This window comes from Pseudomonas sp. CCNWLW23 (assembly GCF_037095675.1).
Taxonomy (GTDB): Bacteria; Pseudomonadota; Gammaproteobacteria; order Pseudomonadales; family Pseudomonadaceae; genus Aquipseudomonas; species Aquipseudomonas atacamensis.
This window is the reverse complement of sequence record NZ_JBAWKM010000016.1, coordinates 129,514-150,842: the sequence shown is the minus strand read 5'-3', so window position 1 is coordinate 150,842 and position 21,329 is coordinate 129,514. Positions and strand designations below refer to the sequence as shown.

General features: G+C 61.5%; 21 protein-coding genes and 1 pseudogene. 8 read left to right on the top strand and 14 right to left on the bottom strand.

Annotated features, from left to right (window positions below; translation table 11 throughout):
• A partial coding sequence (locus V8J63_RS20025) for a phage infection protein (protein ID WP_336464539.1) occupies positions 1-426 on the top strand: 426 nt, incomplete at its 5' end.
• 70 nt (positions 427-496) lie between these two features.
• Here the strand turns inward: V8J63_RS20025 and V8J63_RS20020 are convergent.
• Positions 497-1,588 carry a DUF1615 domain-containing protein gene (locus tag V8J63_RS20020; RefSeq protein ID WP_186566268.1) on the bottom strand — a complete coding sequence of 364 codons (1,092 nt, stop codon included), beginning with the start codon at positions 1,586-1,588 and terminating at the stop codon, positions 497-499.
• A gap of 271 nt (positions 1,589-1,859) precedes the next feature.
• Between V8J63_RS20020 and V8J63_RS20015 the strand changes: the two genes are divergently transcribed.
• From V8J63_RS20015 to V8J63_RS20005, 3 genes are all read left to right on the top strand, one after another.
• Positions 1,860-4,064: a TonB-dependent receptor gene (locus V8J63_RS20015; RefSeq protein WP_336464538.1), complete on the top strand. Its 2,205-nt coding sequence runs from the start codon at positions 1,860-1,862 to the stop codon at positions 4,062-4,064.
• A 332-nt stretch (positions 4,065-4,396) separates the two neighbouring features.
• Positions 4,397-5,923, top strand: coding sequence for an FAD-dependent oxidoreductase (locus V8J63_RS20010; protein WP_336464537.1), 1,527 nt, complete (start codon positions 4,397-4,399; stop codon positions 5,921-5,923).
• Positions 5,924-6,045: 122 nt separating this feature from the next.
• Entirely contained in the window at positions 6,046-6,489 is a 444-nt protein-coding gene (locus V8J63_RS20005; protein WP_024013501.1) for a hypothetical protein, read from the top strand.
• A 96-nt stretch (positions 6,490-6,585) separates the two neighbouring features.
• On the opposite strand, the gene hemB is transcribed toward V8J63_RS20005, so the two are convergent.
• Positions 6,586-7,560 (bottom strand): porphobilinogen synthase, encoded by a 975-nt coding sequence (gene hemB, locus V8J63_RS20000; RefSeq protein WP_130887424.1) that lies wholly within the window; start codon positions 7,558-7,560, stop codon positions 6,586-6,588.
• A 250-nt stretch (positions 7,561-7,810) separates the two neighbouring features.
• Positions 7,811-8,509 carry a glutathione binding-like protein gene (locus V8J63_RS19995; protein WP_125927235.1) on the bottom strand — a complete coding sequence of 233 codons (699 nt, stop codon included), beginning with the start codon at positions 8,507-8,509 and terminating at the stop codon, positions 7,811-7,813.
• A gap of 282 nt (positions 8,510-8,791) precedes the next feature.
• On the opposite strand from V8J63_RS19995, the gene V8J63_RS19990 reads away from it, so the two are divergent.
• Positions 8,792-9,466, top strand: coding sequence for a hypothetical protein (locus V8J63_RS19990; RefSeq protein WP_024013504.1), 675 nt, complete (start codon positions 8,792-8,794; stop codon positions 9,464-9,466).
• A 109-nt stretch (positions 9,467-9,575) separates the two neighbouring features.
• On the opposite strand, the gene mnmH is transcribed toward V8J63_RS19990, so the two are convergent.
• From mnmH to V8J63_RS19965, 5 genes are all read right to left on the bottom strand, one after another.
• Positions 9,576-10,679, bottom strand: coding sequence for a tRNA 2-selenouridine(34) synthase MnmH (gene mnmH, locus V8J63_RS19985; protein ID WP_336464536.1), 1,104 nt, complete (start codon positions 10,677-10,679; stop codon positions 9,576-9,578).
• Positions 10,679-11,713, bottom strand: a complete 1,035-nt coding sequence (gene selD, locus V8J63_RS19980; RefSeq protein ID WP_024013506.1) for a selenide, water dikinase SelD — start codon at positions 11,711-11,713, stop codon at positions 10,679-10,681. The genes mnmH and selD overlap by 1 nt, the downstream gene beginning before the upstream one ends.
• Before the next feature lie 225 nt (positions 11,714-11,938).
• Positions 11,939-12,895 (bottom strand): quinone oxidoreductase family protein, encoded by a 957-nt coding sequence (locus tag V8J63_RS19975; RefSeq protein WP_336464535.1) that lies wholly within the window; start codon positions 12,893-12,895, stop codon positions 11,939-11,941.
• 31 nt (positions 12,896-12,926) lie between these two features.
• A complete protein-coding gene (locus V8J63_RS19970; protein WP_073471384.1) occupies positions 12,927-13,100 on the bottom strand; it encodes a DUF1427 family protein in 174 nt (57 codons plus the stop codon).
• 209 nt (positions 13,101-13,309) lie between these two features.
• Complete coding sequence (locus V8J63_RS19965) at positions 13,310-14,077, bottom strand: AraC family transcriptional regulator (RefSeq protein ID WP_125927242.1); 768 nt, start codon at positions 14,075-14,077, stop codon at positions 13,310-13,312.
• Positions 14,078-14,223: 146 nt separating this feature from the next.
• Here V8J63_RS19965 and V8J63_RS19960 point away from each other — a divergent pair, with 146 nt between their 5' ends.
• Together V8J63_RS19960 and V8J63_RS19955 are read left to right on the top strand one after the other, a co-directional pair.
• Complete coding sequence (locus V8J63_RS19960) at positions 14,224-14,451, top strand: DUF6555 family protein (RefSeq protein ID WP_016775403.1); 228 nt, start codon at positions 14,224-14,226, stop codon at positions 14,449-14,451.
• 49 nt (positions 14,452-14,500) lie between these two features.
• Positions 14,501-14,773 carry a hypothetical protein gene (locus V8J63_RS19955; RefSeq protein WP_041477230.1) on the top strand — a complete coding sequence of 91 codons (273 nt, stop codon included), beginning with the start codon at positions 14,501-14,503 and terminating at the stop codon, positions 14,771-14,773.
• Between the two features lie 21 nt (positions 14,774-14,794).
• Here V8J63_RS19955 and V8J63_RS19950 read toward each other — a convergent pair whose 3' ends face one another.
• The 3 genes from V8J63_RS19950 to V8J63_RS19940 all read right to left on the bottom strand — a co-directional run bounded on the left by V8J63_RS19950 (position 14,795) and on the right by V8J63_RS19940 (position 16,469).
• Entirely contained in the window at positions 14,795-14,962 is a 168-nt protein-coding gene (locus V8J63_RS19950; RefSeq protein ID WP_016775405.1) for a metallothionein, read from the bottom strand.
• A gap of 565 nt (positions 14,963-15,527) precedes the next feature.
• Positions 15,528-15,980 carry a DMT family transporter gene (locus V8J63_RS19945; RefSeq protein ID WP_041477232.1) on the bottom strand — a complete coding sequence of 151 codons (453 nt, stop codon included), beginning with the start codon at positions 15,978-15,980 and terminating at the stop codon, positions 15,528-15,530.
• 3 nt (positions 15,981-15,983) lie between these two features.
• The gene (locus V8J63_RS19940; protein ID WP_110603826.1) at positions 15,984-16,469 is read right to left on the bottom strand and encodes a DMT family transporter; all 486 of its coding nucleotides are present in this window, start codon (positions 16,467-16,469) and stop codon (positions 15,984-15,986) included.
• Between the two features lie 113 nt (positions 16,470-16,582).
• On the opposite strand from V8J63_RS19940, the gene V8J63_RS19935 reads away from it, so the two are divergent.
• Entirely contained in the window at positions 16,583-17,518 is a 936-nt protein-coding gene (locus V8J63_RS19935) for a LysR family transcriptional regulator (RefSeq protein ID WP_336464534.1), read from the top strand.
• Positions 17,519-17,718: 200 nt separating this feature from the next.
• Here V8J63_RS19935 and V8J63_RS27860 read toward each other — a convergent pair whose 3' ends face one another.
• The 3 genes and pseudogenes from V8J63_RS27860 to V8J63_RS19925 all read right to left on the bottom strand — a co-directional run bounded on the left by V8J63_RS27860 (position 17,719) and on the right by V8J63_RS19925 (position 20,918).
• Positions 17,719-18,474, bottom strand: coding sequence for a methyl-accepting chemotaxis protein (locus V8J63_RS27860; RefSeq protein ID WP_442963533.1), 756 nt, complete (start codon positions 18,472-18,474; stop codon positions 17,719-17,721).
• A gap of 102 nt (positions 18,475-18,576) precedes the next feature.
• Positions 18,577-19,401 (bottom strand): annotated as a pseudogene (locus V8J63_RS27855) (cache domain-containing protein); the annotation flags it as partial.
• A 200-nt stretch (positions 19,402-19,601) separates the two neighbouring features.
• A complete protein-coding gene (locus tag V8J63_RS19925) occupies positions 19,602-20,918 on the bottom strand; it encodes a Na+/H+ antiporter family protein (protein WP_024013513.1) in 1,317 nt (438 codons plus the stop codon).
• Between the last annotated feature and the right edge of the window lie 411 nt (positions 20,919-21,329).

The following is a 21,329-nucleotide window of genomic DNA, read 5'->3' as shown; positions in this document are numbered from 1 at the left end:
GGTTCGGACAAGCTGATCGAAAGCCGTCTGGCTGAAGGCGGTTCGGATCGTCTGATCGAACGCCGTGTTGCTGAAGGCGGCTCGGATCGTCTGATCGAACGCCGCGTTGCCGAAGGTGGTTCGGATCGTCTGATCGAACGCCGTGTTGCCGAAGGCGGTTCGGATCGTCTGATCGAACGCCGTGTAGCCGAAGGTGGTTCTGATCGTCTGATCGAACGCCGTGTTGCCGAAGGTGGTTCGGACCGTCTGATCGAGCGCCGTGTTGCCGAAGGTGGTTCGGATCGTCTGATCGAACGCCGTGTTGCCGAAGGTGGCTCGGATCGTCTGATCGAACGCCGTGTTGCTGAAGGTGGCTCGGATCGTCTGATCGAACGCCGCGTTGCCGAAGGTGGTTCGGATCGCCTGATCGAACGCCGTGTTGCCTGATGCATGACCGCAAGCGCAACACCGCAGAGAAACCCGGCTCCCGCAGCCGGGTTTTTTATGTCTGCGTGTTTTATCCGGCCTTGGCCATGCAGCGCTTGTAGCGCTCGTCCACGCGCTTGGCGAACCAGGCTGTAGTGAGTTTGCGGGTGATCTTCGGACTCTGCAGCACAATCCCCGGCAATACCGCGCGCGGTAACGCCTTGCCTTCGGCCCGCTCCGCCAGCTCGAACACGCGCTGATAGAGTTTGGTCTCTTCGAATTCCAGGGTTTTGCCTTTCTCCAATTGATCGCGAATCGTCGGGTTGCGCATGCCCAGCGACTTGCCGAGGGTGCGCACCGCCAGTTCGGTACTGCCGGGCATGATCGAGTCGTAGCGAATCAGGTCGCCGTCCAGGGTCAGCGGGATGCCGGACGCGCGGCTGACCGCATTCTGAAACGCGGCATTGCGACTGGCGTACCAGCCGGCGTTGAAATCGGCGAAACGATACAACGGCTCGCGGTAATTCACCGGATAGCCGAGCAAATGGGCGATGCCGAAATACATGCCGCCGCGCCGGCTGAACACTTCACGACGGATCGTGCCGTCCACCGGGTACGGGTAGTCCTTGGCGTGCTCTTCGGCGAATTCGATGCTGACCTGCATCGGCCCGCCGGTGTGCACCGGGTTGAAGCCGCCGAACAGCGTGCGGCCCATCGGCACCATGCCGATGAAGTCGTCGAAAATCGCGCTCAGCTCTTTTTCACTGCGCGCCGCATTCAGACGTTCGCTGTAGCTCTTGCCGTTGGGCGAGCGCACTTGCAGAGCGCCGCTGACCAGCAGGCTGGGGATGTGCACCTTGGCGGCGCGGCGATCGATTTCGTCGCGGGCGATCTTGCCCAGGCCGGGCACCGTCGGGTCGGCCTGGAAAGTGGACTCCTGCTCGGCCACAGCCAGTACCGAACACAGATTCTGCGTGGTGGTGCTGATGCCTTGTGCGGCAAACGCAGCGTAGATGTCCGTGGCCCAGCCCTGACGGTCGGCAGTTTTCGCCGGCAACAGCCGAACGATTTCAGCCTTCACTTCGGCCGGCGGACGCGGCGCAGGTTCGTTGCTGCGCTGGCTGGCGCAACCGGCGAGCAGCAGCACGGCGCCGAGGGCGATGATCAATCTTGAGGTGTACATGCACTTTTCCAATCCGTGAACCCGAGGCCACGATACACAATCCCCGTAGGAGCTGCCGCAGGCTGCGATCTTTTGATCTTGTTTTAAAAGACAAAATCAAAAGATCGTCCGATCGCGACCCATGCCTTCGGCAGCGCTTCCAAGGCTAATGACAAACTGATTGCAAAACGTTACTGCGAAACCCTATCATTCGCGCCTGGAGTCGCATTAGCGCAAGGAGTTCCGCGCCGCCCTTATTTTTTCATTGGCCGTTCGCCTCCAGGTATCCGACATGCCCGCTTCAGCTCGACTCGGCGCTCCATTTCGCCCGACTTTGCTTGCCCTGCTGTGCTCCCTGACCGTTACCGCCCACGCCGCTGAAGACAACAGCAAAGCGCTGTTGCTCGACGACGTCAACGTCAATGCCCAGGCCCCGACACCCAACGCCCTGCCCCCGGTCTACGCTGGCGGTCAGGTTGCGCGCGGCGGCCAGTTGGGCGTGCTCGGCAATCAGGACATGATGGACGTGCCCTTCAGCGCAGCGTCCTACACCGAGCAATTGATCCAGGATCAGCAGGCGGAAAACGTCGCCGATGTGCTGCTCAACGATTCCTCGGTGCGGCAGGCCTCGGGCTTCTCCAACCAGGCGCAGGTCTTCATGATTCGCGGCCTGCCGCTCAATGGCGATGATATTTCCTATAACGGCCTGTACGGCGTATTGCCCCGGCAGATCATTTCCACCGATGCGCTGGAGCGCGTGGAAGTGTTCAAAGGCCCCAACGCTTTCATCAACGGCGTGACCCCGACCGGTTCCGGCATCGGCGGCGGCGTCAACCTGCAACCCAAGCGCGCCGGCGACGTGCCGCTGCGCCGTTACACCACCGACATCAACAGCGAAGGCCGCATCGGTCATCACTTCGATATCGGCCAGCGTTTCGGTGAAGACAACCGCTTCGGCGCGCGGGTCAACCTGTCGCAGCGCGAAGGCGACACCGGCATCGATCACGAGAACCAGCGCTCGAAACTGTTCGCCATCGGCCTGGATTATCGCGGCGATGCGCTGCGGGTGTCCGGCGACTTTGCCTATCAGAAGGAACGCGTCAACGGCGGCCGCAGCTCGGTCAACCTCGGCACCGCCACGCACATCCCGGACGCGCCATCGGCGGACACCAACTACGCGCCGAAATGGGGTTACACCGACATCGAAGACACCTTCGGCATGCTCCGCGCCGAGTACGACCTCAACGACAACTGGACCGCCTACGCCGCCGGTGGCGCCAAGCACACCCGTGAAGTCGGGCGCTATAACTCGACCACGCTGGTCGGCAACAGCGGCGCATCGTTCACCACCGGCTCGTTCGTCCCGCATGACGAGGACAACACCAGCGTCATGGCCGGTCTCAACGGCAAGTTCAACACCGGCCCGGTCAGCCACAAGCTGAATTTCGGCCTGACCGGGATCTGGGCCGAGCAGCGCAGTGCCTATGACTTCGACCTGACCCGCTACTCGAACAACATCTATCACCCGATCACTACCCCAGCGCCGGTCGGCAACTTCGCCGGTGGCGATCTCAACGATCCAGGCATCGTTGGCAAGACCTTCAACCGCAGCGTGGCGATTTCCGACACCCTCGGGTTCTTCGATGATCGCCTGCTGGTCACCGCCGGTCTGCGTCGTCAGCAACTGGTGGTGCAGGGTTACAGCTACGCCAGCTACGGCAGCGGCCCGCGCTCGTCGAGCTACGACGAGTCGATCACCACGCCGGTGTACGGCATCGTGTTCAAGCCGTGGGAGCATGTGTCGTTCTACGCCAACCATATCGAAGGCCTGGCCCAAGGGCCGACTTCGCCGACCAGCTCTGGCGGTTTCCGCGTGACCAACGGCAACGAAGTCTACGCACCGAAACGCTCCAAGCAGACCGAACTGGGCGTTAAGGTCGACATGGGCACCTACGGCGCGAGCCTGGGCGTTTATCGCATCGAACAGCCGAGCGACGGCTACTGCGAAATCAACAGCGCCACCACTTGCACCTACGTCCGCGAAGGCGAGCAGATCAACAAAGGCGTGGAGATGAACGTGTTCGGCGAGCCGATCGACGGCCTGCGCCTGATCAGCGGCCTGACGCTGATGGATACCGAACTGAAAAACACCCTCAACGGCGCCAACGACGGCAACCACGCCATCGGCGTGCCGACCTTCCAGTTCAACGCTGGCGTGGATTGGGACGTGCCGGGCCTGCAAGGCGTTGCGCTGAATGCGCGGATGCTGCGTACCGGCGGGCAATACGCCGACGCGGCGAATAACCTCAGCCTGCCGACGTGGAACCGCTTCGACGCGGGCGCGCGCTATGCGTTCAAGGTGTCGGAGAAGGACGTGACCGTGCGGTTCGGCGTCGAGAACGTGGCGAACAAGAAGTACTGGGAATCGGCTCAGGGCGGCTACCTGACCCAGGGCGAACCGCGAGTGGCGAAGTTGTCGGGGACGATCGACTTCTAAGCGCCGGAAAGATCAAAAGCCCCTCACCCTAACCCTCTCCCAGAGGGAGAGGGGACTGATCGGGTTGCTTCGACAATTGAAGCCGACCTGATATTCCGAGTCGAACTCAAATCTTGAAAAGCTTGAAGATCGGCTCCCTTTCCCCCTCGCCCCCTTGGGGGAGAGGGCTGGGGTGAGGGGGATCGATTCGCGCAACACCGAACATCTTCAGCCGAACACCGAACAGCCCCACTCGCCTGACTACCACGCAGCCTTACTCCGTCTGGCCGACCACACTGGCCACCCTCTCCCGCTGATCCATACTTGCTGCACAGCCACAAGAGGACAGCCCCATGAACCGCAGCGACGTGCTGATCATCGGTGCCGGCCCGACCGGTCTGGTCCTGGCGCTGTGGCTGAGCAAACTCGGCGTGCGCGTGCGCATCATCGACAAGACCTCGGCGCCAGGCTCCACTTCCCGCGCTCTGGCCGTGCAGGCACGCACCCTCGAGCTGTATCGCCAACTCGATCTGGCCGACACCATTGTGCGTCGCGGCCATCAGGTCGCGGCGGCGAATTTCTGGGTCAACGGCAAACCGGTCGCGCACTTGCCGCTCAAGCGCATCGGCGAAGGCTTGACGCCCTACGCGTTCGTCGAGATTTTCCCGCAGGACGAGCACGAACGGCTGTTGCTCGAGCGCCTCGAAGACTACGGCGTCAGTGTCGAGCGCAATACCGCACTGGACAGCTTCGAGGAAACCGGCGACACCCTCACCGCCCACCTGCGCCTGCCCGATGGCCGGCAGGAAGTCTGTCAGGCCTGCTATCTGGCCGGTTGCGACGGCGCCCGTTCGGTGGTGCGCAAAGCCCTCGACACCGACTTCCCCGGCGGCACCTATCAGCAGATTTTCTACGTCGCCGATATCACGGCCAGCGGCCCGGCGCTGAATGGCGAGTTGCATCTGGACCTGGACCAAGCGGATTTTCTCGCGGTGTTTCCACTGACCGGCGAAGGCCGCGCGCGACTGATCGGCACGGTGCGTGACGAACGCGCCGAGCGTGCCGAAACCCTGCAATTTGCCGACGTCAGCAGCCGCGCCATCGAGCAGCTGAAAGTGCACATCGAAGACGTACACTGGTTCTCCACTTACCGCGTGCATCACCGCGTGGCCGAGCACTTTCGCAACGGCCGGACGTTTCTGCTCGGCGATGCCGCCCATGTACACAGTCCGGCCGGTGGCCAGGGCATGAACACGGGCATTGGCGATGCAATCAATCTGGCGTGGAAACTCACTGCCGTGCTCAGTGGTGGCGCCGAGCCGAGGCTGCTCGACACCTACGAATCCGAGCGCATCGCCTTCGCTCGCCGACTGGTCTCCACCACCGACAAGGTCTTCAGTTTCGTCACCGCGCAGGGTCGTATGGCCGATCTGCTACGGATGCGTGTGGCGCCGTTTCTGCTGCCGAAAATGGCCGGGTTCGAAGCCAGCCGCGAATTCCTGTTTCGCACGGTCTCGCAAGTCACCCTCAACTATCGCGGCATGCCACTGAGCCAGGGTGAAGCCGGCCACGTGCACGGCGGCGACCGCTTGCCGTGGGCGCATGATGGCGAAGGAGATAATTTCGAGCCGCTACGGCAGCCGTGCTGGCAGGTGCATGTGTACGGCGACACCAGCGACGAGATGATCGCCTGGTGCGCCGACCACCACTTGCCGCTGCACGTCTTCGACTGGCGCCCGGCGTTTGAAACGGCGGGATTGGGGCGCAACGGATTTTATCTGTTGCGGCCGGATACCTATGTGGCGATTGCCGACAACAGTGCCGATCCGAAGGTGATCGAACGCTACTTCCGCGATCACGGTATCCGGCCTTTTCAGTGACCTTCACACCTCGTTGGCCAGCCATTCGTCGGAAAGACCTGAACACCTGTCAACTCTGACAGTAGACGCATTGCGCAGCGCCACCTCTAATCATTGCTCACCGTTTTCAAGGAGCAATCAAGATGGAACTGTCCACCGCAGACCAAGTGCAAGACATAGAGGTCACTGGAACATTAAACGCACTGTTCGAAGTCGCCGACCACCAACCTTTAAATGCTGCTTTGATCGAGTTGCGTTCAACCCAGCGGGTAAAATATGAGTTCCGAGGGAGAACGGAGGCCAACGACAGGTCTTTTATATTTCAAATTTTCAGAGATCTGGAAGATGGAACATATGAAATACCTTCGACCTACTACCAGTACGCCGCAGTGTACTTTGCAAATCATGCAGGTTGGACGTACGCATCGCCCAATCAATCAATCTTGCATCTAACGATTTCTGAAAATAAAACTCGTTTCAGTGGAGGAATCAAAGCTGAATTCGATCCAATCGAACACAAAACTGGTGCTCCAACGCTGTATGTCACTGCGTCGCTAGGTGTCAAACTCAGCAAAGCTCTTTTCTGATAAAAATCGAGTCATGGAGACGATCGCAACCTGACGCCTCTGCCTACAAGGAGCAACCATTCCATACAGGCAATGCTGCAAGTTGCGATTCCTTTCTCAGATCCCCGCCAACGCCAGATCCATCGCAAAGTAGGTGAAGATCAGATCCGCCCCGGCACGCTTGATTGCGCCAAGACTTTCGCGCACCACGCGCTCTTCGTCGATCGCACCGGCCTGGGCGCCGAACTTGATCATCGCGTACTCGCCGCTGACCTGATACGCCGCCAGTGGCAGGTTCGAGGCCTGGCGAATGTCGCGGATGATGTCGAGGTAGGCGCCGGCCGGTTTGACCATCAGCGCATCGGCACCTTCCTGCTCATCGAGCAGCGATTCGCGTAGGGCCTCGCGACGATTCATCGGGTTCATCTGATAGCTTTTGCGGTCGCCCTTGAGCGCGCTGCCACCGGCCTCGCGGAACGGACCGTACAGCGCCGAGGCGAATTTGGTCGAATAGGCCATGATCGGAATCTGCGTGAAGCCGGCAGCGTCGAGCGCCTGGCGAATCGCGCGCACCTGGCCGTCCATTGCTGCCGACGGTGCGATTACGTCAGCCCCGGCGCGGGCGGCGGCCACGGCTTGCTTGCCGAGATTGATCAGAGTCTGGTCGTTGTCGACTTCGTGGTTGTGCATCACACCGCAATGGCCGTGATCGGTGTACTCGCAGAAGCAGGTGTCGGACATCACGATCATTTCCGGCACGGCGTCCTTGGCAATGCGCGACATGCGCGAGACCAGCCCGTCTTCGCGCCAGGTGTCACTACCGTTGGCATCGAGATGATGGGACACGCCAAAGGTCATCACCGACTTGATGCCGGCACGGGCATAGCGCTCGATTTCGCTGGCCAGTTTGCGCTCGGGAATGCGCTGCACGCCGGGCATGCTGGTGATCGGCACGAAGTCGTCGATGTCTTCCTCGACGAAGATCGGCAGGACCAGATCGTTCAGGCTGAACTCGGTTTCCTGGAACAGACTGCGCAGGCTCGCATTGCGGCGCAGACGGCGGGGACGTGCTTCGGGGAACTGACTGGACATGGGGCCTTTCCTGAAAACAGCGGATGAGACGAAAGTCGTAGGGGCGAAGCTTATGCCTTGCGGCGGGTGCGGGACAAACCTGGATCAATCAAGAGAGCGTTACCGGGCTTGTAATAATCCTGCTGCTGATCGCGCATTTCCCCCTGTGGGAGCGAGCCTGCTCGCGAATGCGCCGGGTCAGACATAGAAATGTTGTCTGATACGACGCTTTCGCGAGCAGGCTCGCTCCCACAGTGGCGACTGTGTTGGGTCAGGACGGGATGGTCAGGCCACGAATGACCGCCGGGCGCGCGAGAAACCGCTCCAGCACCCGTGTGACATTGGGGAAACTCTGAATCCCGACCAGATCCCCGGCCTCATAGAAGCCAAGCAGATTGCGCACCCACGGGAACGTGGCAATGTCGGCGATGGTGTATCGCTCGCCCATGATCCAGTCGCGGCCTTCGAGGCGAGTGTTGAGCACATTAAGCAGGCGTTTGCTCTCCTCGACATACCGATCGCGTGGGCGCTTGTCCTCGTAATCCTTGCCGGCAAATTTGTTGAAGAAACCGAGCTGGCCGAACATCGGGCCAATGCCGCCCATCTGCCACATCAGCCATTGGATGGTCTCGTAGCGCAGCGCGCCTTCCTGAGCGAGCAACTGACCGCTCTTGTCGGCCAGATAAATCAGGATCGCGCCGGATTCGAACAGCGGCAGCGGTTTATCTTCCGGGCCATGCGGGTCGAGGATCGCCGGGATCTTGTTGTTCGGGTTCAGCGAGAGAAATTCCGCCGAGGTCTGGTCGTTGGTGTCGAAACCGACGCGGTGCGGCTCGTACGGCAGGCCGATCTCTTCGAGCATGATCGACACTTTGACGCCGTTGGGAGTCGGCAGGGAGTAGAGCTGAATCCAGTCCGGGTACTGCGCCGGCCATTTCTGAGTAATCGGGAATGCAGACAGATCGGTCATTGGAAGCATCCAGTCACAAATTGAAAACCGATCATAAAGTAGGCCTGCCGCTGCGCCTACACGAACCGTAACATCCTGTCGCTAACCTGCCTGCATGCCCGCAAAGGTTGCCGCTAGAGTGCTGCGCACTGGCCTGGAACGAACCAAACGGCGTTACAGGACTCTGAGTTATGCCTTTCTCGCAGAGGAAGCTGTTCATGACAGGGAAACACCCGGTGCTGGGAGCCCGCGGTGCCAAGGTTTGTCAGCCTTAACCGCTTTTGCTGAAGAACCTTCGAATTGATGACGAACCTGATGAGTTTCGCCAAACGCTTCAAACATCGCGCGTACGTGGCCCTGCCCTCCCTGCTGGCAGTCAGCGCGCTGTTTCTGTCCCTCGAATCCAGCGAAAGCCGCGCACAACCAGCGGACGGCACGCAGACGCTGGTGTTCCTGCGCCACGCGGAAAAGCCCGAAGGCGGCCTCGGCCAGCTCAACTGCCAGGGCCTGAACCGCGCCATCGACCTGTCGACGCTGCTGCCGGAAAAATTCGGCAAGGCCGACTACGTGTTCGCCGCCAACCCGACGCGCAACGTCGAGGAAGGCGAACTGGACAATTCCTACAGCTACATTCGTCCGCTGATGACCATCAGCCCGGCCGCGATCAAGCTCGGCCTGCCAGTGAACATCGAGTTCTCCGCCAACGACACCAGCGATCTGGCCCGCGAGCTGCTGGACGAGAAGTACCACAACTCGACGATCTACACCGCCTGGTCCCACGGTTATCTGCCGGATCTGATCAACAAGGTCGCTGGCAACGCAGTGGGCGAGCGGCAGAAGATCACCGATGACTGGGCCGGCGATGACTTCGACTCGCTGTATGTACTGACCCTGAAGTGGCACAACGGCAAGGCCAGTTTGCAGAGCCATGTCTACAAACAGGGGCTGGATAACGGCAAGGACACTTGCCCGACCTGATATTTGTAGCGCCTGACCTTACGTCTTCGCGAGCAGGCTCGCTCCCACAGGGAACCGCATTTCAACTGTGGGAGCGAGCCTGCTCGCGAAGAGGCCAGTCGCTTGCGCCTCAAGCCTTCTGACTCACCCTCGCGCGCAAATACTCGATCACCGCCCCCCGCTCCCCGGCAAACTCGATCCGCCCGCCCTTCTTCTCGCGCTGGAACACATACATCGGGTCGTAATACTCACGCAGCAAACCCTCGATCCAGCCACGATGCAGCTCCACCGTGCCGCTGCGGCCCTGTTCGGCCAGCGCCTGCTCCATCAACACCAGCATCCGCGAATGGCGCTCACCGCCGAGGCGTTTCTGTACGTTGTTGAGGCTTTCCAGCAGACGTTCGGAGAACAAGGCAAAACCGTTTTCACCGTGCACCGAGGCGAACTCCGCCGACAGATCGATGACGTAATCACGCAGGATCCGTTCGACGCGATCCTCGAAGCGATCTTCCAGCCAGACCATCGGGTGCTGCTGCATGCCCTGATACAGCGGCAGCGGCAAGGCGCAACTGCCGACCACACGGCTCTCGTCTTCGAGCACAAACTGCTCGATCCCGGCATCGCGTTTCTTCAGGAAGTCGATGGCCAGGCGATTCTCGAAATCGATGTTCGACGGTTGCCCGGTGGCACGCTTGCCGAAACTGGAGCCGCGATGGTTGGCGTGGCCTTCCAGATCCACACCGTTGCGCAACTGCACCAGCACTTCGGTCTTGCCGGTGCCGGTCATGCCGCCGAGCAAAACAAAATCACACTGCGCGATGGCTTGCTCAAGGGTGTCGATCAAAAAACTGCGCATCGCCTTGTAGCCGCCGCCGACGCGCGGATAGTCGATGCCCGCCTCGTCGCGCAGCCACTGCTGGGTGATCTGCGAGCGCAGACCGCCGCGAAAACAGTACAGATAACCATCGGGATGAGCCCGGGCGAAGTCGGCCCAGGCCTGGATGCGCTCGGCCTTGACCGAGCCGGACACCAGTTGGTGGCCCAGCTCGATCGCCGCCTGCTGGCCGTGCTGCTTGTAGCAGGTGCCGATCTTCTGCCGCTCCAGATCATTCATCAGCGGCAGATTGACCACGCCGGGGAACGCGCCTTTGTGAAACTCGACCGGCGCGCGGGCATCCATCATTGGCCGGTCGTTGAGGAAAATGTCGCGGTAGTCGGTGCAGTCGCGGAGCATCAAATCACCTCGACCGCGTTCGTCTGTCGCTCAACCAGTTCGCCGATCGGCGCAAGGTTCAGGCCCAGTTCGGCGGCAACGCCGAGGAACTCGTCATTGCCTTCAGGCGTGACCGCAATCAGCAGACCACCGCTGGTCTGCGGATCGCACAGCACGCGTTTGTGCAACTCCTGCACGCGGCCAACCTTGCTCGAATAGCTGTCGAAGTTGCGCAGCGTACCGCCCGGCACGCAGCCCTGATCGAGGTAGTACTCGACGCTGTCCAGACGCGGCACGCGGTCGTAGGCGATGCGCGCGGTCAACTGGCTGCCGTCGGCCATTTCCACCAAGTGCCCGAGCAGACCGAAACCGGTGACGTCAGTCATCGCGGTGACGCCGGCGAGTTTGCCGAAGCGGCTGCCAGGCTTGTTCAGGGTGCACATCCAGTCGCGGGCGACACCGACGTCGGCGGCGCGCAACTTGCCCTTCTTTTCGGCGGTGGTGAGGATGCCGATGCCCAGCGGTTTGGTCAGGTACAACAGGCAACCGGCGGTGGCGGTGTCGTTGCGTTTCATGTGGCGCTTTTCCACAAGCCCGGTGACGGCGAGGCCGAAGATCGGCTCCGGCGCATCGATCGAATGCCCGCCCGCCAGTGGAATACCCGCCGCGTCACACACCGAGCGACCGCCACGAATCACTTCCCGCGCCACTTCCGGCGCCAGCACATTCACCGGCCAGCCGAGGATCGCGATCGCCATCAACGGATCGCCGCCCATCGCGTAGATGTCGCTGATCGCGTTGGTTGCGGCAATGCGGCCGAAGTCGAACGGGTCATCGACAATCGGCATGAAGAAATCGGTGGTCGACACCACACCACGCTCGGCATCGATCGCATACACCGCCGCGTCATCGCGCGAGGCGTTGCCGACCCAGAGTTTCGGATCGAGGTTCTGTGCGCCGCTGCCGGCGAGGATCACTTCCAGCACCTGTGGGGAAATCTTGCAGCCACAACCGGCGCCATGGCTGTATTGGGTCAGACGAATCGGCTCGCTCATGGGAGAGTCTCTGGCAATGAATGGGGCGGATTCTAGCAGAGCGCGAGCGCGCAGATTTTTGTGCTGACCGAGCGGCCCCCTTCGCGAGCAGGCTCGCTCCCACATTCGTACGGTGGTCTCCTGTGGGAGCTAGCCTGCTCGCGAAAAACGGTGTGTCAGTCGCCGACTGTTTAACTGATCCACCGTCATCGCGAGCAGGCTCGCTCCCACAGGGGTTTGCGTGAGTCAGGGCAGCAAAATGATCTTGTCGCCACCACCCTGATTGACCTCTGCATAGCGCGCCAGCCCTTCAGCCAGCGGCACTTGCACCAAGCCCTGCGGCAGCGGCAAGCGATCCTCATCGAAGAACCGCCCGAACTGCTCGAGCATCGCCGCGCACGCCTCAACGCCGTACAACAAGGAGTTGATCCCGACCACCGAGCCGCCCTTGCGATACAGCGCCAGCGCCGGCAGTTGCACGTGGCCGTCGACCGGCGCGGCGATGATGGCGATGCGGCCGAAGGTGGCCAGTGCCGCCACCGAGGCCGGCAGCCAGAAACCGGTGGTGTCGAAAATCACATCGGCGCCGCCGCGATACACCGCGTTGACCTGGGCACCGAGGTCTTCTGGCTTATCCAGTTGAATCGTCTGATAGCCCTGCTGCTGCAGATCGGCTACCTGCTCGGGCCGGCGCGCCGCCGCCAGCAATTGCGCGCCGCGCACTTTTGCCAGGGCCAAAGCCGCAGTTGCCACTGCCCCGCCGCCGATCACCAGCAAACGCGTATCGGCGCTGACCAGGCTGCGTTCCAGCGCATCCCACGCCGTGGTGTACGGCACGCCAAGGCTGGCCGCCTGAGCGAAACTCAGATGCACCGGTTTGTGCGCCACGCCGCTGGCCGGCAGTTTGACGAACTGCGCATGGGCGCCGTCGGCGAAGAAGCCCAGCTCGCGCCCGGTACCCCAGACTTCCTGACCGATCAACGCTTGCGGCCCCTCGACCACCACCCCGGCAAAATCCCGCCCCGGAATCCGTGGCAGCGTGGTGTAAGGAAAACGCCCGAGGACGTTTTTCACATCGCTGGGATTGAGGCCGGCAGCCTTGATCTGCACCAGCACTTCATCGGCGCCGGGCACCGGGGTCGGAACGTCGACGAAACGCAGGGAAGACAGGTCGCCGGTCTGATCGAATTGCAACGCTTTCATGGGCACATCCACCGAAAGGAAAAGGGAAAATTCAGGACAACCAGCCAGCGACCAGTTGCCGGCCCAGCGGCCACAACTGCTCACCGGCCAACATGCCGAGCAGACCGACCAGCGCGATCGCCGGTGGTGCGGGAGAACGGAAATCGAGCGCGCCGTAGAGCAGGCCGACGCCCAGGCCGATGGCCAGAGAAATGAGGTAGTTCATGGGGGAACTCCGCCGCGATAAGTGATGGGCAGAGTCTAGGGAAACGGGCGGAGGGGTATCGGCCAAGGACTTCTGAATTTCGGACAAACCTTCTGCAGCCGCCATAGAACCGTGTGGGAGCGAGCCTGCTCGCGAATGCGGTCTTCCAGTCAAAACTTCATTGCCTGGTGCAAAGCTTTCGCGAGCAGGCTCGCTCCCACCGGGATCTTTCAAGTTGCCGAGAATTGCGAAGGCGCCACCCCCAGCTCCCGGCGAAACATGTCGCTGAAGCTGCTCGGCGAATAACCCAGGTCGCGAGCAATGACGCTCACCGCCACGCCTTGAATCAACGCCGCCACCGCCGTCGCCAACTGCACCTGGCGCCGCCATTCGGCGAAGCCCATGCCGAGGCTGTCCTTGAACAAGCGCGCCAGCGTACGCACGCTGGCCCCGGCGTTCTGCGCATGCTGCTCGAACGGGATCTCCAGCGACGGCGCGGCCATCACGGCCTGACACAGATTCATCAGACGCCGGTCGGACTCATCCGGCAGCGGAATCTTCAGTTGCGAACGCCTGGCCCGGCGCAGCTCCAGCAACGCCAGCCCGACCAGTGCCTCGTAATACTCGGCCTCGCCGGCATCGCCCTGCGCCACCAGCCCGACGATCAACTCGCGCAGCAGACCACCGACTTCAATCACCTGCACCGTCGCATCCAGGGTCGCCGCCAGCGCCGGGCGCAGGTAGATATTGCGCATCTGCAAATCCGACACCACACGAATCCCGTGCGGCACTCCCGGCGGCAACCACACCGCCCGCTGCGGCGGCACCACCAGCGCTTCGTGCGGGGTTTCGACCCACATCACCCCGCTCATCGCATACAGCAACTGCCCCCAGACATGCTCGTGCGGCTCGATGAACAAACCACGCGGATAGGTTCGCGCCAGCGGTTGCACGGGCACATCGGTGTCGGTCAGATCAGGGGGCGCGGCGAGGGCCATGGCGAGCGTTCACAGGGGGTTGGCGAAGCCGCCATGGTAACCAGCACGCCCCGCCCTCGCCAACGATAGATACCGTCGGACAATCCAAATGAATTTTCCCGGCACAGCGCGATCCGTTTAATACCACAGGGAGGAATTCGGGCTTTATGAACAACGCAAAACTTTACGTCATCGACTACACACTGCATGGCACCCCCAAGTCGTTCATTATCCGCTCGGACAAAATGGACAACGCCGAAGCCTGGCATTGGGCAAGCTGCGACGCGGGCGTGGGTCGCATCCCGCGCTTCGGCCGCGAGAAAGTGCAAAAGACCAGCAAACCGATGGCAGAAAAATTCGGCCTGGAAAACGTCACCTGGCGCCAGACCAACTGACCCCACCGCCTTCACCGCAGGCTTGGCAATCGACAGGGGGAATCGACCGATGACCGACACTTATCACCCGGCCCGACTGGACTACGGCCTGACCACCTTCTTCGGCCAGATCACCAAAACGGTGAATTGCCAAGTCGCACTGGAAACGGTCGCGGATGACCCTTATCGCTTCACCTTGTGCGTCCAGGCACCGGTACCGGAAGACCTCCACCAAGCCAAGGTTGTGGTGGTCAAGGTCGAAGGGCGAACACTGCAAGGCACGGTGAGGCACTTTGAGCGACAGGAAGACGACAGTCTGAAAATGGAAGTGGAGCCTGATTAGGCTCCACTTTTTTTGCCGTGCTTATTTCGGATGAGCGCAACCGCAGCCCTTCATCGCACATTCTTCACCGTGTTTGTGGTGATGAGCGCAAGCCTCGCAGCAATAGTGTTTACCGTGTACAGCGTAGGAATGTTCGCCTTCTTTGATCGTGCAGTTGCAGCCCGGGCAGTCGCATTTTTTATCGGACATGGGACAGACTCCTTGCGTGGTGGTTGTCTGGGGCTTGCGAGCAAGCCATAAGGGACAGTGTAGAAGGTGGTGTTGCAGGCTGGCCAACTGTTGAGAGATTGGGCGACCCAGAGATGGCTTTCGCGAGCAGGCTCGCTCCCACAGAACAACTGCGCGCAGCACAGACCTGCGCAGACATCAAAAGCCCCTCACCCTAGCCCTCTCCCGGAGGGAGAGGGAACTGACCGAGATGATTGCGAGAAACCCGCCGACGTGGAATACCGAGTCGAACGCAAATTTTGAAAAGCCCGAAAATCGGCGCCCTCTCCCCCGGGAGAGGGCTGGGGTGAGGGGCGAATCCCAGCACAAAACCAAAGCCAGACACCACCCGCTCCTAACCACTCAAAACAATGAGCGCAAGCTCGAGTACCGCTTTTGATCTTGATCTCAGAGCCCGTCGGCAGGCTGAGTGGAGGGATTGATCCGGACGTGCGAGCGCAGCGACCGAACGACGCAGTCGTACACAGCGCAACCGCCAGAAGCAACACCCGCAGCAACGGATATGTACACAGTCATACAAATAAAATCACTGCGCCTGCCGCGAACTCCGATACATAAACACCAAAGCCACCGCCAGACACACCATCGCCAGCATCCGGCTCGGAGACAAGCCGATCGCCGGATTCCCCAACCAGCCAAAATTGTCGATCAACATCCCCATCCCCAACTGCCCGACAATCACCGCCACCGTCGCCACAGCCGTCCCGACCACCGGCACCGCACCCACCATCACCATCATGTACACCACGCCGAACAGCGCCCCGGTCAACTGCCACTTCGGCACCTCAAGCAGACTCACCGCCTGCGCCGGCTCGAAAAACAGAATCAACAACCCGGTCACCACCGCGCCCACCGCAAAGGTCAGCAGACTGCTACGCAGCACCCCCACCGTTTCACCCAGACGCCCATTGATCGCGGCCTGCACACTCAACACCGCACCGGCCAATACCACCACCACCAACAAAATCACCAGCCCCATCACTCACCCCCGCGCAATCAGAACCAAAGCCACCACAATCAAGCCCAACGCCAGCCAGCGCTCGCCGTTGACCTTCTTGCGCGTCGCGCCGAACCAGCCGAAATGGTCGATCAGCACACTCTTGCCGACCTGACCGGACAAAATCGCAATCATCGTCATGGCAATGCCGATATGCGGCGTCGCCAGCGTCAGCACCACCACGTAGATCGGCCCGAGAAAACCGCCGATCAACTGCCAGCGCGGCAGTTCGGTCAGCGCCGGACCTTTCTGTGGGCCGGCAAACAGCAGCAGCAAAAACAGGATCGCCGAACCCACGCCGAAGATGCTCAAAGTCGCCCACAAATGCCCGACCTGCTCACCCAGCGGCCCCAGCAATCCGGCCTCCACCGACAAGCCCATGCCAGCGAGAATCACCAGCGGCAGCAACAGCAGACGCAGCACCGAGCTTTTCACCGGTGCCGCAACTACCCCTTCATCCAACGTCTGCATACACAATCTTCCAGGCTCATAAACAATGGCGCGGATTATCGGCTGGCATCGCTGTGCGATAAATGGGAGCATCCGGACAACACTTTTGCGCAACACGCACAGCGAGACACGGCATGCACGGGCTCAATGAACTCGGATTCAAAGCGTTAAGGCTGTTTGTGGCGGTCCTCGACCACGGCAGTTTTTCCGAAGTCGCCCGCCGCGAAGGGGTCGCGCCCTCCTCCATTTCACGGCAGATCCAATTGATGGAGCAGGCGCTCAACCAGCAATTGCTCTACCGCCACACCCGCGCCGTCACCCCGACCGAAGCCGGGCGCACGCTCGGGCACCATGCGCGGTTACTGCTGGTGCAATTGGAAGAAGCCGAACAGGCGTTGCAGGAACAGCAAAGCGAACCCACCGGACTGGTGCGCATCAACGCGCCAGTGGTGTTCGGCCAACGCCATCTGACGCCCTGGCTGGGCCAGCTCTGCGCGCGCTATCCGAAGCTGCAACTGGATATCCAGCAAACCGACCATTACGTCGATCCGTTGCAGGAAGGCGCCGACCTGCTGTTTCGCATCGGCGCGCTGCACGATTCGAGCATGCAGGCACGCATTCTGGCGCCGCACCGCTTTCAGGTCGCCGCCAGCCCGGCCTATCTCAAACGCCACGGCACGCCGCAGCATCCCGACCAACTCGCGCAACATCAGTGCCTGGCCGACAAAGGCGCGGCCGGTCAGCAGCGCTGGTTTTTCCGCCGTGATGGCGAGGACTGGACGCCGTACACGGTCAGAGGCCCAATCACCGGCAACCACGCCGACACCCTGACCCAGGCCGCTCAGCAAGGCCTCGGGCTGGTGATGTTTCCGTCGTGGCTGATTGGCGAAGCGGTGCGCGAGGGCACACTGGTGCCGGTGCTGGGGGAATATCAGGTGTCGAACAGCCTGGAACCGCAGCAGATCGCCGTGCTGTGGCCGGGGAGTCGGCGGTTGTCGGTGAAGGTGAGGACGGTGATTGATTTTTTTGTCGAGTGCTTTGGCGAGATTCCCTATTGGGACAGAGCCTGAAGATCAAGAGCCCCTCACCCTAGCCCTCTCCCTGAGGGAGAGGGAACCGATCGAGGTGTCCCACCCACTGCATCGACCTGAAAAACCGCGTCGATTATGGATTCAAAGCAGGACTTTCAGGTCGGCGTAATCCCGCAATATTCCCCAATCGGTTCCCTCTCCCTCTGGGAGAGGGCTAGGGTGAGGGGCTTTTCAGGCCATCAGATACGGAACTGCCCCACCAGCTTGCCCAACCGCTGCCCCAGCTCCGCCAGACTGCGCGAAGTTTGCGCGCCCAGTTGCGTTTCATCGGCGACGCTGTCCACCGCCACCGCAATCTGATGCACGCTGCGGTTGATCTCTTCGGCCACGGCCGTCTGCTCTTCCGCTGCGCTGGCGATCTGCGCGTTCATCGAGTTGATCGTGGCGATCAACTGCGCCATGGCATCCAGCGATGCACCGGCCTGATTGGCTTGCTGCGAAGTACCGTCGCCGGCCTCGCTGGAACGGCGCATCGCTTCGACCGCCTGCTGCGTGCCGGCCTGCAAGCGGTCGATCATGCCCTGGATTTCCTGGGTGCTGATCTGCGTGCGGCTGGCCAGTGCGCGTACTTCGTCGGCGACCACCGCAAAGCCACGACCGGCCTCACCGGCGCGCGCCGCTTCGATCGCGGCGTTGAGCGCCAGCAGGTTGGTCTGCTCGGCAATCGAACGAATCACCCCAAGCACGCCGACAATCGAACTGACGTCCTGCTGCAGGCTGTCCAGCGACACGCCGCTGGTGCGGATGTCGTCGACCAATGCATGAATCTGCTTGATGCTGCCCGCCACCACGCGCTTGGCGCTCTGGCCTTCTTCGTCGGTCTGCTGAGCGGCAACGGCGGCGTTTTGCGCGCTCTTCGCCACTTCCTGGGCGGCGGCGGACATTTCGTTGATCGCCGTGGCGACCTGATCGGTTTCGTGGCGTTGACGCTCCATCGCCTGATCGGAACGCTGCGCCTGTTCCGAGACCTGAGTAACCAGCCCGGTCAGTTGCGTGGTCATCTCGGTGATCTGCCGCACCAGGCCGTGGATCTTGTCGACGAAGCGGTTGAACGAGCCGGCCAGTTCGCCGAGTTCGTCCTGGCTGGTGATGTTCAGGCGCCGGGTCAGGTCGCCCTCGCCTGCCGCGATGTCGTCGAGGTTGGCTTTCATCAGGGTCAGCGGGCGCAGAATGGTGTTGGCCAGCAGCATCCCCGCCGCCGCGATCACCAACAGCACCAGCACCGCAACGCCGACAATGCTCAGCACCACGCCTTGCACGCGCTCCTGCACTTGCGCCTCGACCTGCGCCACTTGCGCTTCGATGCCGTCGAGGTTGACCGAAGTACCGACCGCCATGTCCCACTTCGGCAGGTATTCGGTGTAGCCGAGTTTCGGCACCAGCACCTTGGCGTTGCCCGGCAGCGGCGAGCTGTATTGCAGATAGTGAGTGCCGTCCTTGGCCACTTTGACCAGGCCGAGGTTGACGTAGACGCCGTTCGGATCGCGGTTGTCCTTGAAGCTTTTGCCCACGCCGTCGGGGTCGTTGGCCTTGAACAGACGCACGGTCTCGGAGTCGTAGCCGAAGAAGTAGCCATCCTTGCCGTAGCGGATGCCCGAGAGCAATTTGATCGCCTGCGCCCGCGCCGCGTCATCGCCCGGTGCGGCGGCGTCGTACAGCGGTTTGATCGTGGTCATGGCCACGGCGACGTAACTTTGCAGGGTGGCCTTGGCGTCGCTGAGCAGCCGCTCGCGGGTCTGTTCGACCTCCTTGCGCGCCTGTTCCTGGAGGATGAACAGCGTGGTCACGCTGATGACCAGCGCAAAGAGCAGCACCGGCAGAACGGCAAGGGACAGGACTTTAGCCTTGAGACTCAGGCGCATCGGGGGACTCACTCTTTTGATTTTGTTGGCGTGGTTAAAGGCTTTAACGGCACGCCGGAGCAAAAGTTGAGTCTTGAAACATCGCCGCCCCTCTGTGGGAGCGAGCCTGCTCGCGAAAGCGTTGGCTCAGCAACCTGTGTGTCGACTGACACGACGCCTTCGCGAGCAGGCTCGCTCCCACATGGGGCAGTTGTGGATTCTTACAGAACCATTGCCGCAACCCAGCCAAACACCAGCAGCGGCAGGTTGTAGTGCAGGAAGGTCGGTACGACGGTGTCCCAGATGTGGTGATGCTGGCCGTCGATGTTCAGACCCGAGGTCGGGCCGAGGGTCGAATCCGAGGCTGGCGACCCGGCATCACCCAGCGCACCGGCAGTGCCAACGATGCAGACGATGGCGATCGGGCTGAAGCCCAGTTGCACGCACAACGGCACGAAAATCGCTGCGAGAATCGGCACGGTGGAGAACGACGAACCGATGCCCATGGTCACCAGCAAGCCCACCAGCAGCATCAACAAAGCCCCGACGCCTTTGCTGTGATTGATCCAGGCCGCCGACGATTCGACCAGCGTCTGTACCTGCCCGGTGGCTTTCATCACCTCGGCAAAACCTGAGGCGGCGATCATGATGAAGCCGATCATCGCCATCATTTTCATGCCTTCGGTGAACAGATCATCGGTCTCGCGCCATTTGACGATGCCCGACACCGAGAAAATCAGGAACCCGACCAGAGCGCCGATAATCATCGAGTCCAGCAGCAACTGCACCACGAATGCCGAAGCAATGGCCACACCGGCGATCATCAGGCTCAGCGGGTTGTAGTGCACCGCCGTCTGCTCGACCTGTTCGATCTTCGCCAGGTCATACACGCGCTTCTTGCGGTAGCTGATGAACGCCATCGCCAGGCCGAAAACCATGCCCAGTGCCGGGATACCCATGGCGTGGGTGACATTGATACCGCTGATGTCGACGCCGCTGCGGGCGACGTTGGCCAGCAGGATTTCGTTGAGGAAAATGTTGCCGAAGCCCACCGGCAGAAACATGTACGGGGTGATCAGGCCAAAGGTCATGACGCAGGCGATCAAACGGCGATCGAGTTGCAGCTTGGTCAGTACATATAGAAGTGGCGGCACCAGCAGCGGAATGAAGGCGATGTGGATCGGCAGAATGTTCTGCGAGGCAATCGCCACCACCCACAGCAGGCCGATCAGCAGCCATTTGACGTTACCGCCGCCGGTTGCATGCTGCCGATCCACCATGGCCAGGGCCTTGTCGGCCAGCGCATGGGCCAGGCCGGATTTGGCAATCGCCACGGCGAACGCGCCGAGCAAGGCGTATGACAACGCCACGGTCGCGCCGCCGCCCAGGCCGCTGTTGAACGCCTTGAGTGTTGCGTCGATGCCCAGACCGCCGGTCAGGCCACCGACCAGCGCCCCGACGATCAGCGCGATCACCACATGCACGCGCGACAGGCTGAGGATCAGCATGACGCCGACGGCTGCTATGACTGCATTCATTTCACTACCTCAAAAAACACTGCGGGTGGAAACACACCGCCAGACAGGATGAGTCCGCCCGGGGTTGGCCGGCGGAGGTGTACAGAGGGTCTTGTTAGAGGGCGCGCACTGTGCCGCAGAGTGGCGGCGCTGTCAAAGCCCTGTGGTGAGGGGATTGATCGTTCCCACGCTCTGCGTGGGAATGCAGCCCGGGACGCTCCGCGTCCCTTCCAGAGCCGAACGCGGAGCGTCCGTTGAGGCATTCCTTTGCTGCGCGTGGGAACGATCAATACGCAGGGGTCACGACTGCTTCGCAGCCGAACGGGGATAAATCCCCTCGCCACAGGACCACAGGACTACAGGACTACAGGACTACAGGACTACAGGAGCACAGGACCACAGGCCCCGCATGCGGCAATCGGTCATATTGCG

Coding starts and splice junctions, on each gene's coding strand:
- mnmH (WP_336464536.1), bottom strand. CDS start 10,679: ATGCTCCGCGACTGCACCGACTACCGCGACATTTTCCTCAACGACCGG.
- V8J63_RS27860 (WP_442963533.1), bottom strand. CDS start 18,474: ATGGAGCGTCAACGCCACGAAACCGATCAGGTCGCCACGGCGATCAAC.
- V8J63_RS19950 (WP_016775405.1), bottom strand. CDS start 14,962: ATGTCCGATAAAAAATGCGACTGCCCGGGCTGCAACTGCACGATCAAA.
- V8J63_RS19945 (WP_041477232.1), bottom strand. CDS start 15,980: ATGGGGCTGGTGATTTTGTTGGTGGTGGTGGTATTGGCCGGTGCGGTG.
- hemB (WP_130887424.1), bottom strand. CDS start 7,560: ATGTCCAGTCAGTTCCCCGAAGCACGTCCCCGCCGTCTGCGCCGCAAT.
- V8J63_RS19955 (WP_041477230.1), top strand. CDS start 14,501: ATGACCGACACTTATCACCCGGCCCGACTGGACTACGGCCTGACCACC.
- V8J63_RS20010 (WP_336464537.1), top strand. CDS start 4,397: ATGAACCGCAGCGACGTGCTGATCATCGGTGCCGGCCCGACCGGTCTG.
- V8J63_RS20015 (WP_336464538.1), top strand. CDS start 1,860: ATGCCCGCTTCAGCTCGACTCGGCGCTCCATTTCGCCCGACTTTGCTT.
- V8J63_RS19965 (WP_125927242.1), bottom strand. CDS start 14,077: ATGGCCCTCGCCGCGCCCCCTGATCTGACCGACACCGATGTGCCCGTG.
- V8J63_RS19925 (WP_024013513.1), bottom strand. CDS start 20,918: ATGAATGCAGTCATAGCAGCCGTCGGCGTCATGCTGATCCTCAGCCTG.
- V8J63_RS19990 (WP_024013504.1), top strand. CDS start 8,792: ATGACGAACCTGATGAGTTTCGCCAAACGCTTCAAACATCGCGCGTAC.
- V8J63_RS19995 (WP_125927235.1), bottom strand. CDS start 8,509: ATGACCGATCTGTCTGCATTCCCGATTACTCAGAAATGGCCGGCGCAG.
- V8J63_RS20005 (WP_024013501.1), top strand. CDS start 6,046: ATGGAACTGTCCACCGCAGACCAAGTGCAAGACATAGAGGTCACTGGA.
- V8J63_RS20020 (WP_186566268.1), bottom strand. CDS start 1,588: ATGTACACCTCAAGATTGATCATCGCCCTCGGCGCCGTGCTGCTGCTC.
- V8J63_RS19970 (WP_073471384.1), bottom strand. CDS start 13,100: ATGAACTACCTCATTTCTCTGGCCATCGGCCTGGGCGTCGGCCTGCTC.
- V8J63_RS19975 (WP_336464535.1), bottom strand. CDS start 12,895: ATGAAAGCGTTGCAATTCGATCAGACCGGCGACCTGTCTTCCCTGCGT.
- V8J63_RS19960 (WP_016775403.1), top strand. CDS start 14,224: ATGAACAACGCAAAACTTTACGTCATCGACTACACACTGCATGGCACC.
- V8J63_RS19940 (WP_110603826.1), bottom strand. CDS start 16,469: ATGCAGACGTTGGATGAAGGGGTAGTTGCGGCACCGGTGAAAAGCTCG.
- V8J63_RS19935 (WP_336464534.1), top strand. CDS start 16,583: ATGCACGGGCTCAATGAACTCGGATTCAAAGCGTTAAGGCTGTTTGTG.
- selD (WP_024013506.1), bottom strand. CDS start 11,713: ATGAGCGAGCCGATTCGTCTGACCCAATACAGCCATGGCGCCGGTTGT.